The organism is Mediterraneibacter agrestimuris (assembly GCF_943193195.1).
GTDB lineage: Bacteria > Bacillota > Clostridia > Lachnospirales > Lachnospiraceae > Schaedlerella > Schaedlerella agrestimuris.
The window spans coordinates 139,804-155,611 of record NZ_CALPDG010000001.1; the positions used below are offsets into that span (position 1 = coordinate 139,804).

The following is a 15,808-nucleotide window of genomic DNA, read 5'->3' on the forward strand; positions in this document are numbered from 1 at the left end:
CACTATTCCCCCTCATCCTCATCTAAAAGTCCATACTGTCGCATATAATCTTTAGTCATTTTTTTTCTTTCCAGTTGGGGATTAGATTTTTTTTGTGTTTTCTGCCTCTGTTGTGTTGATTCCGCGCTTTCTGATTTTTGTTTTTGATATCGCTTATGGTTCTTTGCAAATCCCCGCATAGCCAGCAATAAGTTTGTAACTGGTTCGCCTTTTATTTTCCATCCGTCTTTTTCCATGCGGTTATAAAAAGCCTGTATGCCATCTTCCGAAAGATTAACCTTACCTTCGTCCGCACACTCCTGACAGTCTATAAGAGTAAAGGGGGATGCTCCGCCAGCGTCAGCAGAAGGCGGAAGCGTATCCCCTTCCTTAAGAGTAAGAGAATTAAAAAGAGTATTTTCTAACTCTTTTTCTTCTCTTACTTTATTCTTACTTTTATCTTTAGAGTTACATTTTGTTACATTACCGTTATACTCCGTTACTTCACTGTTACATTGTAACATTTTTCTTTCTCTGTATTCCCTCACTCTTTTAGCTGAGGCGCTTTCACTACCAGTACAATCTAAAGCCTCTGGAATAAATAAACTATCATTCTCATGCTCTGTTGTCACCATTTTATTTTCAATAAGAAAATCAATGGTTTGTTTCACAAGCTCAAGCGGTTCATTAAATTCTTCTGCAAGTTCCTCCTCAATGGAATCATATACACCTTGGTAAAAAATGTAGCCTTTGTTGTCCAGACTTAAAAGCATCATCCGCAAATAGATAACTTGCATTTCAAGTCCTTGTGATTGCTTACGCATTTTCTTTTGAGATAGTTGGTTAAAGTATGTATTCTTTAGCTGTAACCAGAACAACCTTTTTTCTGCTGCCATTTTCACTCCTTCCCTTCCAGCCGTTCATAGTCAATTACATCTTCCGGATCAATGCACAGAGCCTTGCACACTCTGCCGAAACGCTCCATCTTGACATAATAGCCGCGTCTCATCCGGTACACGATACTGACGCTTACACCGGCTTTGTCAGCAATCTGCTGCGGTGTCATGCAACTCTTTACCATTGCTGAGATAATCACATTCACTTTAGCGCATACCAAATCTATCACCTCCTGTACTTCTCCAGCTCTGCATCGATTTCCATCAGTTCATCTGCATATTCTGGTTTCCAGCTCTTCCCAGAACACAATACAATCTCCGAACGTCTTAGTACTAACGCAGTATAGTCTCTGATCTGTTCTGTTTTCATCCGTTTACACTCCTCCTTTTGTACCGGTACAAATCTTCCATTTCCTCACACCCTGCCCGGGGTGTTTAATTGGCTTTTTCAAATTATTTCCGTTACATTAACTCCCAAACTACGAGCAATCTTACCGACTGATGCCGGTGTTACATTTTTTTGGTTCAGAATCATAGCGTAACGCTGGCGGCTGATTCCGGCACGCTCCGCAGCCTGTCCGATGGTCAAGCCGCTGTTCGCTAAAGCAATTTCAAATTTCCTGTTGTCGATTGTCATTTTCTCACCTCGCTTTACAACTTTTGTTGTTACCAATATTACAGCTTTTGTTGTTATTTGTCAACAACTTTTGTTTTAAATTTTGTTGACTTATATTTTTATCGCTGTTATCATATTAGAAAAGGAGTACACGATTATGAGCTTCCCAGAAAATTTAAAGAAATTACGCATTAAAGAAAATATAAGCCAACAAGAACTTGCACAAAAAATCGGTGTATCGCAGACAGCTATATATCAATGGGAAAAAGGAACTAGAACACCTAAAATAGATGCCATCGCAAAATTAGCTAATGTTTTGCACGTTACCCCAGCACATTTGTTTATGACGGAAAAAGACGGAGATGATGTTATAGAAGTGACTATTCCCGATATATCAGGAAATAACATAAAAGATTATTTAAATGTAATTCTCCCGGAATATATTGAAGAATGCAGAAAAGAACAAGAGTTATACAATAGTATTGATAAAAAGAACACTATACTTAAAAAATTAGATGAGCTCAACTCACTAGGGCAAGACAAAGCCATAGAACAAGTAGAACTGCTCACTAAAATCCCAGAATACCGAAGAGACGAATAACGCTCAGATCGGAGGCATCACACCGACCGACTGTGGTCACTGAAGAACGCTTACTAAAATTTTAGTATTTGCGCCAGCGCAATTCGTACCACAGGACGAAAACAGCTCAAGCCAAAATATTAGCTCTTCATAATGAAGAACCGCCCATAAAAATGTGAGCCTGCATTGTTTCGTTTTCGGATGTCACTATTAGTCACATCTGAATCAGAACCACCGTACAAATAGGTACACTGGTAAATGAGTTTTTTTCCATATTGGGAAGAAACTGGAACAGCCCTAGAAATCGCACAACTATGCTTTGTGCTCGATAGTCCTCAAATACTTCGTACGTTTTTCGTACGAAAGGAAAATATAGTTTCGCTAATATCTTAGCGAAACCGTACATTGACAATAATATACTTACCTAGGGAGCTGATGAGGTGCTGCACTGGTTGCCGGATACTAAAGAAGGGAGCTGGTGCCAATGGTTACATATAACGATTTATTTACGTTTGTAATTATGCTTTGTGCTGTGATTACCCTTGTTATCACGATTTATAGACACAAAAAATAGCGCCCCTGTCTGGTAAACTGAGCGCTATTTTGTAAAACTCATTTACCGGCAGCTAGATGTCAGCTAGCTATCGGCTCCCTTGTTAAGTATATTATAGTCAATTCAAGTAAATATGTCAACTATCTTCCCTTTCCTCACACCCTGCCCGGTTTCATGAAGGGAGATAGATAATATGGCACTGATAACTTGCCCGGAATGTTCCGGCACTGTATCCGACAAAGCGTATACATGCCCTCATTGCGGCTATCCACTGCAAGGCAAAGTATTTGTACCACCGGTAGTCAAACGCACCGCAAAGCGCCGTCCTAACGGCTCTGGCACCATTGTTTACAGGAAAGGCAGCTACCGTAATCCGTACCAAGTCCGGGTGAATACACGGATTGATGCCCGTGGATATCCAAAGTTTGACGTTTTGGGGAATTACCCGGATCGTGTGACTGCAAGTATTGAGCTGGCAGAATTTAACAAGAATCCTTTTGATCCAGCAAACCGCAAGAAGACATTCGCTCAAGTATTTGATGCGTGGTATCAATGGAAGTATAAACAGCCGGTTGATTCATCTGAAAAGAAGAACAGCTCACAATATTGCTATACTGCTGCCTTTAAAAAATGCAGCGTGCTGCATACCCGTGTTATGTCTGAGATTCGCTCTGTGGAGCTTCAGGAGATTCTTGACCGTGAAGACCTGTCCCACTCCATGCTTGAGCATATTAAGAATTTATTCAACCAGATGTACAGCTTTGCTCTGCAATTTGAAATTGTATCAAAGAACTGTTCGGAATTTGTAAGCATTGGAAAAGAGGACGATACAGAAAGTGGCGTGCCTTTCACTAAGGATGAGATTGCATTGCTCTGGAAGAACAAGGATGTGCCTTTTGTAGATACCATCCTTATATACTGTTACTCTGGTTGGCGCATTAACGAACTGGCCAGAATGCCGCTTGCTGATATTGATTTAGACAGCAGAACATTCACCGGTGGTTTAAAGAACCGGTACAGCCGTAAGCGTACCGTTCCAATTCATTCAAAGATATACGACATGGTTAAGGTTCGGTACAATCCCAAATTCAAAAGCCTGATCTATCACGATGGCACCCAGAATATTTCCGAGGGAAAATACAGGGAATATTTTACGGCGGCGCTGAAAACCTGTGGCATTACCACAGAGCATACTCCCCATGACTGCCGGCACACATGCAACAGCCTGTTGTACCGCGCTGATGTGGACAGGGTGGCACGTTATAGAATCATGGGGCATACAGGGAAAGATATCAATGAAAAAATATATACCCACCTGACCGTTGAACAGCTCCGTGATACGATTGAGAAAATTTAAAATAAGCCATGAATACAGCTTTTACCGTTGTACTCATGGCTTTTCCAATAGTATTAGTGTTAGTTTCATGAAATCTGGAATTTCCCATATTTACGGCATTTCTTGGATATTTCCTCTTATGAAATTATTAATTCTTTAAAATTCCTATAGATTCGAGCCTTATGTACAGAGCTGACAATGACGGTCATTATAGCCTTTCAGGCAAGCTATGAAAGGGGCTGATGCTATGGTTACATATGGTAATTTATTTACGTTTGTAATTATGCTTTGTGCTGTAATTACCCTTGTTATCGCGATTTATAGACAGGAGAAAATCAGTTGTCAAGTTATCCTTCACATTTTTGCTCCCCGCCGCATATAATATAATCGAAACCAGACTTTCTATTTTTATTATATAGAAAAAGGAGTTATTATGAGTTTAAAAGGACTTGATGTCAGCCAATTCCAAGGCGTTATAGATTGGTCACAAGTAAAAAATGCAGGATATCAGTTTGCCATGCTCCGTGCTGGTTACGGATATGGTACGGTGGATGAGCAATTTCACAGAAATGCTTCTGAGTGTAATCGTCTCGGCATTCCTATCGGTGTATACTGGTTCTGCTATGCCCTAAATCCTGAAATTGCGGCACAGGAAGCAGACGGCTGTCTAAATACGGTTTCAAAATATCGGCTGGATTATCCTGTCTGCTACGATATCGAACAGGCAACAATCAACTACGCAGCAGAAAACGGTGTTACCATAACCCCGGCGCTTGCTACAAATATCGTCAAATCCTTCTGTAACCGGATTGAAGCACGCGGATATTTTGCCATGTATTACAGCAACCGCAATTTCCTAAACACTTACTTTCCGGCAGACCTGTCAAAACGCTACGCACTCTGGTACGCATATTATAACAATACCTTTGACGGTACAGACTGCGGCATCTGGCAATCCACCTCTCAAGGAAATGTTCCCGGTATTGCAGGAAATGTAGATTTAGACACTAGTTTTGTAGACTATCCGTCTGTCATCCGCGGCGCTGGACTCAACCATTTAAGCGGCGGTACACCAACCCCTCCGCCGGTAAATTATATTACCTATGTCATTCAACCCGGAGATACATTAAGTGAAATCGCACAGCGATATGGAACGACAACGAAGATACTTGCAGAATTAAACGGAATTTCCAATCCAAATCTCATTTACTATGGAAATACACTCCGTATTCCTGAAAATTAATAGGGCGATTTTAGAAAATACAAAGATTTTTTCAATTCCTTTAATAAAATCGACATACTTTGAACACATTTTGTGGTTATACTATGTTACAGATAGTTGAAACAACAACTATCTCCCCCTCATAAACGTGAACGCGCCGGGGAAGAACCCCCGGAGCATCACGTAACTCTCATTCCTTTGTATAATTATAAACACAAACGAAAACCCGTCAGCCGAATGGTTGACGGGTTTTCGCATGTATAAAACATATAAAACATTGATTTTCAGATCCGCTTTACAAGCAGTTAAAGACAGACTTTATATTTTAAAAAAAGTTTTTAGACTTTCATAATATTTTTTCGATTTCTTTTATTGTTACAACATAGTTTAGACACATTTCTTGGATATACTAAATTCAGATAGTTGATTAACAACTATCTCCCCCCTCATAAAGTATTGACATTCAGGGGAAACACCCCTGATGTCGCACTTTACTCTCATTCCTTTAGATAACTATAAAACAACGGAACCCGTTAGCCGGAAGGTTAGCGGGTTTTCGCTGTTTCCACATCTGCTCTAATTACCTTTCGGTCAAATTCGGGTCAAATTTTTCTAAAGGAGGGCTTAACTTATGAGTGATTTTGAAATGCTCTCCATCGTACTAATGATACTTAGTATTGTTGTAACGATTTTGATTGCGTACATAAATCAATCAAAAAAGTAACCGCCCCTCGACCAAAGGATTACGGTTACTTTTTTAAGTAATAAAATAATTTGGACTAACCAACTATCAGTAGTGCCTTATTTATATCTATAATATACCACTCACTAAGCACATTGTAAATATGCAACTTTGTAACGCCCTAACCCTAATTTTTCTATTTTTTCTTCACTCTTCTTCTCACAAAATAATAACAAATCACCTGCAATACGATCGTGACAAGCCATGATGCTGGATAAGATATGAAAAGGATATCCAGCGAACGTTGCTTTGGGAATACAAAAAATATCCACACGATTCTGGTTCCTACTGTGCCGACAATAGACAAAACCATCGGCGCTGCCGAGTATCCCATTCCACGCAGTGCTCCCGGAAACAGATCCATCAGTCCACACATAAAATAAGTAACTGTTGTATACAACAAGATTTCCATTCCGCACTGGATCACCGCCGCATCAGATGTATAGATTTTCAAAAGCTTTGGACCGAAAATATATGCGCCTCCGCCCAGAGTCACCGATACAATAATTGATAGCAGGATACAGTTTTGAAGCACCTTATCCATTCGTTTCCATTTCCCTGCGCCGTAATTCTGACTGGTAAAGCTCATACATGCCTGCGTGATCGAATTGACAGACGCAAATAAGAACCCGAAAATATTATTGGCAGCCGTATACCCCGCCATCGCAACAGAGCCAAAAGAATTTACAGATGACTGCAGCAGAACATTGGAAAAATTAATCACTGTGCTCTGTATTCCCGCTGGAATCCCTACTTGAAAAATTTGTTTCAGATAGGAACCTTTCAACATCAGACTGGAAAAGCGAAGCTGATAACTTGCTTCTGTTTTATACAGGCAACGCAGCACCAGAATGCAGGAAAGCATTTGCGCGATTACTGTAGCAATTGCAACGCCCGCTACACCCAGATGAAAAACGACTATCAAAATCAAGTTCAAACCAGCGTTTACCATTCCTGATATAATCAGGAAGAAGAGCGGTCGTTTTGTATCTCCAACCGCGCGCAGGATCGCCGCTCCGTAATTATAAAGCATGAAAAATGGCATCCCTGCAAAGTAGATTCTCATGTAAAGCGCTGACTGGTCAATCACATCCTCCGGAGTGTCCATCAATCCAAGCGCCACTTTGGAAAAGAACAGACCAACAAATACCATTACAATCCCGCTGATAAGTGCAAATGTAATCGCCGTATGTACTGTTTCCGACATCTCCCTCTCCTTGCCGGAAGCATAGAAACGGGCTGCCAGCACATTTGTCCCAAGTGAAATACCAATAAACAGATTAATAAACATATTGATCAAAGCCGTTGTAGAACCGACAGCCGCAAGCGCCTGGCTTCCCGTAAATCTTCCTACCACGATGATATCCACTGCATTAAACAAGAGCTGCAAAATGCTGGACAACATCAGTGGTATGGAGAATGATACCAGCTTATCCATGATTGAACCATTGCACATGTCTATTTCATATTTATTCCTTTTTGACGATACTGAATCCATTATAAAACCTTCTTCCTTTATTTTTTACAAATATTCTTATTTTATCAAAGAGTATCTTCATTATTTTTCAGCATAACATAAAGCCACCCTAAATATAAGGGGTATTTTTATGTTTTACTCCTTATATTCAGGGTGGCCTATTATATGTAATACTCGATTACTCTTCCTTTACATCACGCTTTCTTACGGACTTTACAGCAAGTGCAAAGTCCTACGCTGAACTGTTACCAAAATGTATCTTCCGCAGTTCTTCTACATCATCACAAATCGGATGCAGTGGACACAGATCACAATCCAAAATAATATTTTTCAAGATATGGTCAAAGGCATTAGTGATTTCCTCTGTCTTTTTCCCTTGCTCAATCAACTCTTTTATCACCGGAAGTTCTTCCGTGATAAACAGTACCTGCACATGCTTTGCCTCAAACTCTTTCTTATATTTATCGATGATCAGATGTCCAATGGTCGCAAAATCCAGCCCCGCTTTCACAGCCTGTTTGCTGACCTTCACCTGCTCCCTTTGCTCCATACTGGAAGAAAGCATCATATATCCTTTCGGAATTATTCTAAACCGTGCAAACTCCATCTTCTTTATCTGCTGATATGCTTTATTCTGGTCTTCAGCCGGCTCTGCCTGAATCCATGTAATTCGTGTAAACGGCACGTTGCCCTTGATTTCCTGTAAATCTTTTCCGTAGAGAAGAATCTTATCTTCGCCGACGAGTTCCTTAGAGGAAGTTACTGCCTGATAACAAGTAGACAGATACGCCCGGTCTCCCAGCTCAAACGCAACTTCATTTCGTAAAAGGAATTCATTTTCCGTAAGCATAGACCACTGTTTTACAGGCTGTCCGGTCAGATTCCTTGCCTCAAAAGGCGCAAGTATCTCTTCTGTTGTCTTGATTACTTTATCATATACCTGCATTGTCAAATATGGTCCTCAACCTTCTTGGATTCATGATATTTTAACAGTTTGTCATATATAAACTCAATCAGCTTGGAGTCTGAATTTGTAATATAGATTACAAACAGTATACCCGTAATTGCTGTGACAACAGCAAACAGTTTTAGGATAAATTTCAATAATTTTTTCATCCGCATTGCTCCTCCATTCTTCTACAGTCCCTTTTGTCTCGCATATTCTGCAGCGCCCAGTGCGCCCATCAACTGCGGGTCTGTCTTAAGGTCAATGACTTTCATGCGGAGTACCTTTTCAATGGCTGCCTTTAACCCCTGATTCTTTGCACAGCCTCCGGTCAGGGTAATGGCGTCCTTTGCACCTGCTTTTTTTGCCATAACAAAGCATCGTTTTGCCACCGCCTGCTGAATGCCCGCCGCGATTTCATTTCTCGGCTTACCTTCGCCCACCAGTGTAATTACCTCTGACTCTGCGAATACCGTACACTGGGCTGTGATCGGTATTACATTTTCCGCAGTCAGGCTTAGGTTGGAGAATTCTTCCAATGACAGCTCGAATGCATTTGCCATGGACTCAAAAAACCGTCCGGTTCCGGCAGCGCACTTGTCATTCATGGCAAATGTTTTGACCGTTCCGTCAGTATCAACGGCAATTCCCTTGACATCCTGTCCGCCGATATCGATGATCGCCCGCACAGAAGGATCCGTCACATGCACGCCCATGGCATGACAACTAATCTCGGAAATATTTTCTGCTGCCTGTGGCACCTTGTTACGTCCGTATCCGGTTCCAATCAGATAGGTCAGATCAGAAATCTCTTTCAGTCCCGCTTCCTGAACCGCCAGTTCCAGTCCCGCTTTTGCGCTCTCTGCGCTATTGATCTTACTTTTGATCGTATTGGCTGATACGATTCTTCCATCTTCATCCAAAATCACTGTTTTTGTATATGTAGACCCTACGTCACATCCACCGAAATATTTCATCTCATTTACCTCCTGCTTTCTCTACCATGTCAGTTCGTCACTGTAATCTAAATACGTCTCATCCAGCGGCGTCTCACGGAATACCGTTGACATATATTTGTTTACAGCATCACGCATTGCTTTCCTTGATACCGTTCTTGGATCCATCAGATCATGCTGTACCCAGATGAGATGAATACCGCGTTCTCTCGCCTGATCTTCAAACAGACCGTGCAATCCGCCGAAGTTCTTGCAGGATACATGATCATACATAATGACAATGTTGGCATTGAATTTCTCGCACATTTTCCAGCATTCATCCAGCGCATTAACATAGCCGCCGTTACTGTGAGAACGCATCATCATCCGCTCATAAGCCATTGCCATATCTGTCAGAGCCTGCTCTTCATCTCCGATATGATAGAAGTGGTAGCTCAGCATACTCTCCATATCCACCAGTGTACGGATGCCCCATGTATGCTCCGCCCATGTTGTGAAATGTGTGTAATAATGAGCCGGACAGCACCATACGATCGCACGGTACTTATAATCTCTTCTGTCTGCCGCCTTATCTTCCTCGTAGCCTTTGAGCATCATTTCATTGACTTTTTCATCCTGCTTTGTCAAAAATGGATCGAGACATGCCGCAGTCTGGAATTCATACTCTCTCTGCAAGGAGAGTGCGCTTCCGATCACCTGTGGATACGGGGTGCAGTTAACATCCCATTTATCCAGCATACACTGGGTTGTGCGGTTATATTCTTTAGCCTTCTCCCAGAATGCATCCCAATCCCATTTGACATTGTATGTATCTTCGATAAACTTAATACAGTTCTTCAAATCCTTTACCGCATAAGCATTCGTCTCCGGCTCGTTGAACCGCTGCGGCGGCGTCAGGGTAAATGTGGGCAGCTTCTTCATATAGCGGTCCATGAAAAGCGCAGCCCCCAGTGATCCATCGCATGGCATGGAACTGGTAATAAAGGAGCTTCCCACCTGTGGATAATCATCCACGATCGCACAACCGACTTCTGCCGATGGAAGCGGACATACATCTGCCGCCAGTCCCATTCGCTCTGCCGCATCCACATACATCACATTGGCGTTCTGGTCTACCTCACCCGGAAGGCAGACCGGAGACATAGCAATGTCAATCCAGTCCAGCATTGGAAATCCAGCCATGATAATTGAGGGGGTCATCTCATCAAACATAACCGTTTTCCCGCGAAGAGACGCCGCCCGTTTATTTTTTGGAGAATTCAGATTCTCATCCCGCTCGATAATCTTTGCGATAACATCTACCGAATTGTGCACTACCCCATAGAATTGTTCTTGTGTGTACCGAAGCTGATTGCCCCGCAGTCCCAGTTTGTGGCGGTCCAGCATATTTGCAACAGTCAGGTAGGACGCCATCCATGGATAACGCTCAAAGGACTTCAATAATGGAACCGGATGTTTTCCAAGAGTCACCGCCATGTAACCATAGACCTTCAGCCAGGAGACAAAATCGTATGCCGTATCCTTGACGCCCTTCCACTCTCTCTGATTCAAACTCCGGTAACCTTCTGTATAATAATCTCCAAGACCTTCATTATGTAACTTCACTCTCGGTTTTGCGTAATGTCTGATATCCTTGACAATATCTGGAGCAGCCTGTTTGATCTTCTTCAGAAGCTTCTGTGCTTTCATTTTCCGGCCTCCTCTCTGCGCGCCTTAATCTTTTTAATTTCAAGACTTTCTACAAATGCCTGCACTCTCGTCCGCAGCTGTCCGCTGGACTTCGCCTGATACGGACGGTCAATAGATAGTGTCGGAATATGATATTCCTCCGCCAGTACATGACTCTGCAATGTACGTTCAAAAGACCAGTAGGAACAGAATTTCATCTGTTCATAAATGATACCGTCAGCGTGATATTCTTCCACGAGCTGCGCCGCCTGATCCTGACGGAACTGAATCTTATTCGGCGTCACATAACGAGGACACGCAGTCTGCTCAATATTGAACCGTACAATCTGCGTCAGCACATCTTCCTCATCATTTAAAATAATTTCCTGTCTGCCCGGAATAGAACCATAGCAAAAGCGGTCTGCAGCTACATATGCTCCGCTTTCTTCTACCAGCTCGATCATATCCGGATCGTCAATCTCGCCGCCCACAATGACAACACGTGCCCTGAACGGTGATTTCTTATCCGGTTCCCGGGTTTTCAGTTCTTCCAGAGTCTCATATAATTTATCCAGAATCAGATCTTTCGGACAGACATACGTCGCCAGCACGATCTTGTGGAACTCAGCGCCCGTAATCACCGGGTTCTCTGCTTTTCGCATTTCTCCCATCTCGGAAATGATACGGCAGATCTCATTGTGTTTCTCTGCCGCTTCACGAATTGCCTTCTCAGAGATATCAGTTCCGTATCTTTCATGCAGAGGATTCAGTACCTTTCTTTGAAGCTGTTCAACTACGTGCTCCACAGTAATTTCTTCATCCTTACCCGGTACATCTACATAGCTGATAAAGAACTTATCCTTGTTCTTACCCTTGATATCCAACAGTTCCATATTCTCATAACAGCGGTTCATACATTCGCAGATATCCACTCCCGCAATCGCGTCCAGAAATTGAAAGCCGCCTTCAATGGCACGTTCCAGGATCGCCCTGGAAAACTCACAGGAACTGCTCGCCAGATAATATGTCGCAATCTCCGTGGAGCCCATGTACGGCGCGCGGAGTCTGACCGAAAAACAGTTGTCCAGATTCAGAAGCACTTCCGGTATATGGAAGCATGTATAACCGACCGCAACCCTATTCTCCGCCTGGGCTTCCCGTACCAGATCGTTATAAGCGCTATCCAGAAGCTTTTCAAAATATATCATGTGTTTTAAATCTTTCATAGGATTCTCCTTTACAGAATTCCAAACCTTTGCATTGCCTCACGGATATATACGACAACCAGAGAATCATCCGGCAGTTCTGTAATACTCCGTCCTTCAAAGTCATACATTGCCAGCGTCTTATCTGAAGGAACCGCTGCCAAAAGTTCCAGCCCCTTTGTGTCCAGCCGCTCCATCATTGAACTTTCTTCCACCCGGTTCACGATCAGTCCGATCTTATCATACTGCACCAGATCCATCGCAACATTTTCAATCGTCTTGATGACCTCCAGTCCTTTCTTGCTCGTATCGGAAACCAGCAGCAAATGCGTAACCTTTTCCATCACACGCCGGTTGATCTGCTCAATTCCGGCTTCCCCGTCAATCACGACATAATCAAACTGCCCGGATATCATTGTAATGACATCTTTTAAATAGGAATTTACCCGGCAATAACAGCCCGCTGACTCTGGTCTTCCGATTGCCAGAAATGCAAATCCGTCCTTCTCTACAACTGCCTCGGCAATCTTATACCGGGATTCCGACAACAGTTCCATCGCTTCCTGTGTTTTGCCTCCCTCCACATTCTCGACAATTTCATTGCGGATATTATCCAAGGTCAGCTCCGGCTCAATTCCAAGCGCCGTTGCCAGTCCGATTGCCGGATCCGCATCGATCGCCAGAATTTTCTTGTCCGGAAACGCTTGTACAAGCAACTTTACCAGAGCCGCGGAAATGGAGGTTTTTCCGACGCCGCCCTTCCCTGTCAGCGCAATAATCTTCGTGTTCCTGCTCATAACTCAACTCCTTTTCCTGCCGCAATAAAATATACCGATTCACTTATAACAGTTCAGCCTTACGGATGCACTGTTACATTCATTTACCGCAGCATCTTATTTTATTGTATATTTTATACGAAAATCTTGTCATAATTATAACATTTTTCCACAGTATAAACAATGTATAAGAACCATTTTTGTTACTGTTTACATGGCACCCGTAAGGTGTGAACCGTAACACTGTTCACAGTAACCTGTTTTCCCATAATAAAAAAGAAGTGAAATTCCACTGAACTCACTTCTGATCATTTTTATAAAGTAACAGTTCAGCCGAAAGGCTGAACTGTTACTCAAAACAGTCCACCGGACTGTTTTATCGCATGCTTGGCAACTGAATCCGCCCTATTTTAAATTCACCTGCGGTGAAAGGGCGGATTCTATTTTCCCATCACGCATTTTTCAGTATTTATCCGGAACTTCTACCAGATCCGGCTCTTCATCCACTCATATAAATCAACATATACCTGCTGACGGTCTGTTTCATTAAGCAGCTCATGTCTGTCTCCGGCATACAGCCGTAAAGTCACATCTTCAATCCCTGCCTTTTTATATCTCTCATATATTTTCCGCACACCTTTGCCGCAGTTACCTACAGGATCATCAGACCCCGCTGCAAGCAATACCGGAAGACTCTTCGGAATCATAAAAGCACTTTCCTTTTTGCTCACCTGCTGCAGTCCACTAAGCATATGATAATATGCATTCACAGTAAATACGAAAGAACAAAGCGGGTCGTTGACATACTTCTCCAGATGCTCCGCATCACTGGTCACCCAGTCGGCTCTTGTAAGCGCCGGTTTGAACCTTTTATTAAAAGATCCCGTTATCATCTTATCTACAAGTCTGCTCCTGTGATGTCCTCCCTTAACTGCTGCCAATCCCCTGCACAGCATTTTTCCTACGCGCAGAGCTGACTGCGGCTGCTCTGCAACCACCCCCAGTAAGAGAACTCCTGCCAGACCATTCCCATAAACCTGCATATACTGACGCATCAGGATAGATCCCATACTGTGCCCCAGCATAAAATACGGAACGTCTGGATATTTCTTCGCAATACGGGTCCGCAATGTATGCATATCTGCAATCAGACAGGCATTCCCGTTCTTTTTATTAAAATACCCATACTCGGACTTACTCTGAACAGATTTACCATGTCCCAGATGGTCATTTCCTACCACATAAAAGCCCTGCTCACACAAATAGTTGGCAAATTCATCATATCTGTCAATGTATTCTACCATGCCATGCACCATCTGGAGGACTGCTTTTACCTCTCCTTCCGGTTTCCATACAATTGTATGAATCTCTGTATTTCCATCTTTAGATGGAAAATAGAATTCGTCTTTCATATCACTCTCTACCTATCATCCAAATTTATATATTCGCGATGCGGCGCAAGCGCTTTGTATGCCGGACGGATAATCTTGTCTACATTCTTCAGCTCTTCCAGGCGATGTGCGCTCCAGCCGACGATACGTGCCGCAGCAAAAATCGGTGTATAAAGCGCCGGCGGCAGATCCAGCATGCTGTATACCAGTCCGCTGTAAAAATCTACGTTGGCATTAACACCCTTGTAAATCTTACGCTTCTCCCCGATGATAACCGGAGCAAGCTCCTCCACCTTTTCATAAAGGGCATATTCCTCTTCTCGCCGCTTCTCTTTGGCAAGTTCCTTCACGAAGCTCTTGAAAATATCTGCACGAGGATCAGAAATAGAATAAATCGCATGCCCCATTCCATAAATCAGACCTTTATGGTCAAATGCCCGTTTATCCAAAAGTGCTTCCAGATATGCACGTATCTGTGCTTCGTCTTTCCAGTCAGTCAGAGAACCTTTCATAGCTTCAAACATTTGTGTAACTTTAATGTTTGCACCACCATGCTTCGGTCCCTTTAAAGATGCCATAGCAGCAGCTATTGTCGAATATGTATCCGTTCCGGATGAAGTAACAACATGAGTTGTAAATGTAGAGTTATTACCGCCGCCGTGATCCATATGGAGCACAAGCGCCATATCAAGAATCTTCGCCTCAAGCGCTGTATACTGTCTGTCCTCACGAAGCATCATCAGTATATTTTCCGCCATTGATAACTGTGGATCTGGTGCATAAATATATAAATCCTTACCCCTGCGGTAATTATATGCATGATAGCAGTATACCATCAGCATTGGAAACTGACTGATCAGATTCAGGCTCTGGCGCAGCACATTCGGAATCGTTGTATCATCTGCCTTAGCATCATATGTATAAAGCTGCAGAATACATCTGGAAATTCCGTTCATCATATCCCGGCTGGGCGCCTTCATAATCACATCACGTACAAAGTTCGGCGGAAGCGTTCTCCGTTCAGCCAGCATTTCCTGAAACTCTTTCAGCTCACTGTTTGACGGCAATTCTCCAAAAAGTAACAGATACGCGGTTTCTTCAAATCCAGAATGCCCCGCTTCCAGAAATCCCTTTACAATATCTTTAATATTATATCCACGATAATAGAGGCTTCCTGCACACGGTACTTCTTCCCCATCTACTATTTTCTTTGCACAGACATCAGATACATTTGTCAATCCGGCAAGCACACCTTTTCCGTTTAAATCACGAAGACCCTTCTTAACGTCAAACTTCGTATAGAGGTCCTTTTCAATTGCATTGTTATCTTCACACCTTTTTGCAAGCTCCATGATCTTCGGTGTGTTCTGAAAAATCAAACTGTTGATATCCTTCTGCATGCAGTCATCCTCCTTCTCTTTTTTACATATACCTTTCTATTATACTAAAGATGTGCTTTTTATAC

Annotated in this window: 16 protein-coding genes; 3 read left to right on the forward strand and 13 right to left on the reverse strand. The window is 42.7% G+C overall.

All coding sequences use genetic code 11. The features are described 5' to 3' along the window. Positions 1 to 2: 2 nt before the first annotated feature. The 4 genes from NFS18_RS00670 to NFS18_RS00685 all read right to left on the reverse strand — a co-directional run bounded on the left by NFS18_RS00670 (position 3) and on the right by NFS18_RS00685 (position 1,512). Entirely contained in the window at positions 3 to 875 is an 873-nt protein-coding gene (locus tag NFS18_RS00670; protein ID WP_251386654.1) for a phage replisome organizer N-terminal domain-containing protein, read from the reverse strand. 2 nt (positions 876 to 877) lie between these two features. Beyond that, a complete protein-coding gene (locus tag NFS18_RS00675) occupies positions 878 to 1,096 on the reverse strand; it encodes a helix-turn-helix domain-containing protein (protein WP_251386655.1) in 219 nt (72 codons plus the stop codon). A gap of 5 nt (positions 1,097 to 1,101) precedes the next feature. Continuing rightward, positions 1,102 to 1,245, reverse strand: a complete 144-nt coding sequence (locus NFS18_RS00680; RefSeq protein WP_251386656.1) for a hypothetical protein — start codon at positions 1,243 to 1,245, stop codon at positions 1,102 to 1,104. Positions 1,246 to 1,323: 78 nt separating this feature from the next. Then, entirely contained in the window at positions 1,324 to 1,512 is a 189-nt protein-coding gene (locus NFS18_RS00685; protein WP_251386659.1) for a helix-turn-helix domain-containing protein, read from the reverse strand. 136 nt (positions 1,513 to 1,648) lie between these two features. Between NFS18_RS00685 and NFS18_RS00690 the strand changes: the two genes are divergently transcribed. From NFS18_RS00690 to NFS18_RS00700, 3 genes are all read left to right on the forward strand, one after another. Beyond that, on the forward strand, positions 1,649 to 2,092 hold the full coding sequence (locus NFS18_RS00690) for a helix-turn-helix domain-containing protein (protein ID WP_251386660.1): 444 nt from the start codon (positions 1,649 to 1,651) through the stop codon (positions 2,090 to 2,092). A 725-nt stretch (positions 2,093 to 2,817) separates the two neighbouring features. Then, positions 2,818 to 3,981: a tyrosine-type recombinase/integrase gene (locus tag NFS18_RS00695; RefSeq protein ID WP_251386667.1), complete on the forward strand. Its 1,164-nt coding sequence runs from the start codon at positions 2,818 to 2,820 to the stop codon at positions 3,979 to 3,981. A gap of 412 nt (positions 3,982 to 4,393) precedes the next feature. Then, positions 4,394 to 5,203 carry a GH25 family lysozyme gene (locus NFS18_RS00700; protein ID WP_251386668.1) on the forward strand — a complete coding sequence of 270 codons (810 nt, stop codon included), beginning with the start codon at positions 4,394 to 4,396 and terminating at the stop codon, positions 5,201 to 5,203. Positions 5,204 to 6,060: 857 nt separating this feature from the next. Here the strand turns inward: NFS18_RS00700 and NFS18_RS00705 are convergent. From NFS18_RS00705 to NFS18_RS00745, 9 genes are all read right to left on the reverse strand, one after another. After that, entirely contained in the window at positions 6,061 to 7,422 is a 1,362-nt protein-coding gene (locus tag NFS18_RS00705; protein WP_251386669.1) for an MATE family efflux transporter, read from the reverse strand. A gap of 211 nt (positions 7,423 to 7,633) precedes the next feature. Continuing rightward, a complete protein-coding gene (locus NFS18_RS00710) occupies positions 7,634 to 8,347 on the reverse strand; it encodes a hypothetical protein (RefSeq protein WP_251386846.1) in 714 nt (237 codons plus the stop codon). 2 nt (positions 8,348 to 8,349) lie between these two features. Continuing rightward, positions 8,350 to 8,517 (reverse strand): hypothetical protein, encoded by a 168-nt coding sequence (locus NFS18_RS00715; RefSeq protein WP_251386674.1) that lies wholly within the window; start codon positions 8,515 to 8,517, stop codon positions 8,350 to 8,352. 21 nt (positions 8,518 to 8,538) lie between these two features. Then, positions 8,539 to 9,324 (reverse strand): acyl-CoA dehydratase activase, encoded by a 786-nt coding sequence (locus NFS18_RS00720; RefSeq protein WP_251386676.1) that lies wholly within the window; start codon positions 9,322 to 9,324, stop codon positions 8,539 to 8,541. Between the two features lie 21 nt (positions 9,325 to 9,345). After that, positions 9,346 to 10,992, reverse strand: coding sequence for a 2-hydroxyacyl-CoA dehydratase family protein (locus NFS18_RS00725; protein WP_251386678.1), 1,647 nt, complete (start codon positions 10,990 to 10,992; stop codon positions 9,346 to 9,348). After that, positions 10,989 to 12,197, reverse strand: a complete 1,209-nt coding sequence (locus NFS18_RS00730; RefSeq protein WP_251386680.1) for a 2-hydroxyacyl-CoA dehydratase family protein — start codon at positions 12,195 to 12,197, stop codon at positions 10,989 to 10,991. The genes NFS18_RS00725 and NFS18_RS00730 overlap by 4 nt, the downstream gene beginning before the upstream one ends. 11 nt (positions 12,198 to 12,208) lie before the next feature. Beyond that, on the reverse strand, positions 12,209 to 12,973 hold the full coding sequence (locus NFS18_RS00735) for an ATP-binding protein (RefSeq protein ID WP_251386682.1): 765 nt from the start codon (positions 12,971 to 12,973) through the stop codon (positions 12,209 to 12,211). Positions 12,974 to 13,434: 461 nt separating this feature from the next. Further along, positions 13,435 to 14,364 carry an alpha/beta fold hydrolase gene (locus tag NFS18_RS00740; protein ID WP_251386684.1) on the reverse strand — a complete coding sequence of 310 codons (930 nt, stop codon included), beginning with the start codon at positions 14,362 to 14,364 and terminating at the stop codon, positions 13,435 to 13,437. 8 nt (positions 14,365 to 14,372) lie between these two features. Continuing rightward, complete coding sequence (locus NFS18_RS00745; protein WP_251386686.1) at positions 14,373 to 15,743, reverse strand: citrate/2-methylcitrate synthase; 1,371 nt, start codon at positions 15,741 to 15,743, stop codon at positions 14,373 to 14,375. Positions 15,744 to 15,808: the final 65 nt, after the last annotated feature.

Excerpts from the sequence above, each read along its gene's own strand:
- NFS18_RS00670 (WP_251386654.1), bottom strand. The coding sequence starts at position 875 with ATGGCAGCAGAAAAAAGGTTGTTCTGGTTACAGCTAAAGAATACATAC.
- NFS18_RS00680 (WP_251386656.1), bottom strand. The coding sequence starts at position 1,245 with ATGAAAACAGAACAGATCAGAGACTATACTGCGTTAGTACTAAGACGT.
- NFS18_RS00685 (WP_251386659.1), bottom strand. The coding sequence starts at position 1,512 with ATGACAATCGACAACAGGAAATTTGAAATTGCTTTAGCGAACAGCGGC.
- NFS18_RS00690 (WP_251386660.1), top strand. The coding sequence starts at position 1,649 with ATGAGCTTCCCAGAAAATTTAAAGAAATTACGCATTAAAGAAAATATA.
- NFS18_RS00695 (WP_251386667.1), top strand. The coding sequence starts at position 2,818 with ATGGCACTGATAACTTGCCCGGAATGTTCCGGCACTGTATCCGACAAA.
- NFS18_RS00700 (WP_251386668.1), top strand. The coding sequence starts at position 4,394 with ATGAGTTTAAAAGGACTTGATGTCAGCCAATTCCAAGGCGTTATAGAT.
- NFS18_RS00705 (WP_251386669.1), bottom strand. The coding sequence starts at position 7,422 with ATGGATTCAGTATCGTCAAAAAGGAATAAATATGAAATAGACATGTGC.
- NFS18_RS00710 (WP_251386846.1), bottom strand. The coding sequence starts at position 8,347 with ATGCAGGTATATGATAAAGTAATCAAGACAACAGAAGAGATACTTGCG.
- NFS18_RS00715 (WP_251386674.1), bottom strand. The coding sequence starts at position 8,517 with ATGAAAAAATTATTGAAATTTATCCTAAAACTGTTTGCTGTTGTCACA.
- NFS18_RS00720 (WP_251386676.1), bottom strand. The coding sequence starts at position 9,324 with ATGAAATATTTCGGTGGATGTGACGTAGGGTCTACATATACAAAAACA.
- NFS18_RS00725 (WP_251386678.1), bottom strand. The coding sequence starts at position 10,992 with ATGAAAGCACAGAAGCTTCTGAAGAAGATCAAACAGGCTGCTCCAGAT.
- NFS18_RS00730 (WP_251386680.1), bottom strand. The coding sequence starts at position 12,197 with ATGAAAGATTTAAAACACATGATATATTTTGAAAAGCTTCTGGATAGC.
- NFS18_RS00735 (WP_251386682.1), bottom strand. The coding sequence starts at position 12,973 with ATGAGCAGGAACACGAAGATTATTGCGCTGACAGGGAAGGGCGGCGTC.
- NFS18_RS00740 (WP_251386684.1), bottom strand. The coding sequence starts at position 14,364 with ATGAAAGACGAATTCTATTTTCCATCTAAAGATGGAAATACAGAGATT.
- NFS18_RS00745 (WP_251386686.1), bottom strand. The coding sequence starts at position 15,743 with ATGCAGAAGGATATCAACAGTTTGATTTTTCAGAACACACCGAAGATC.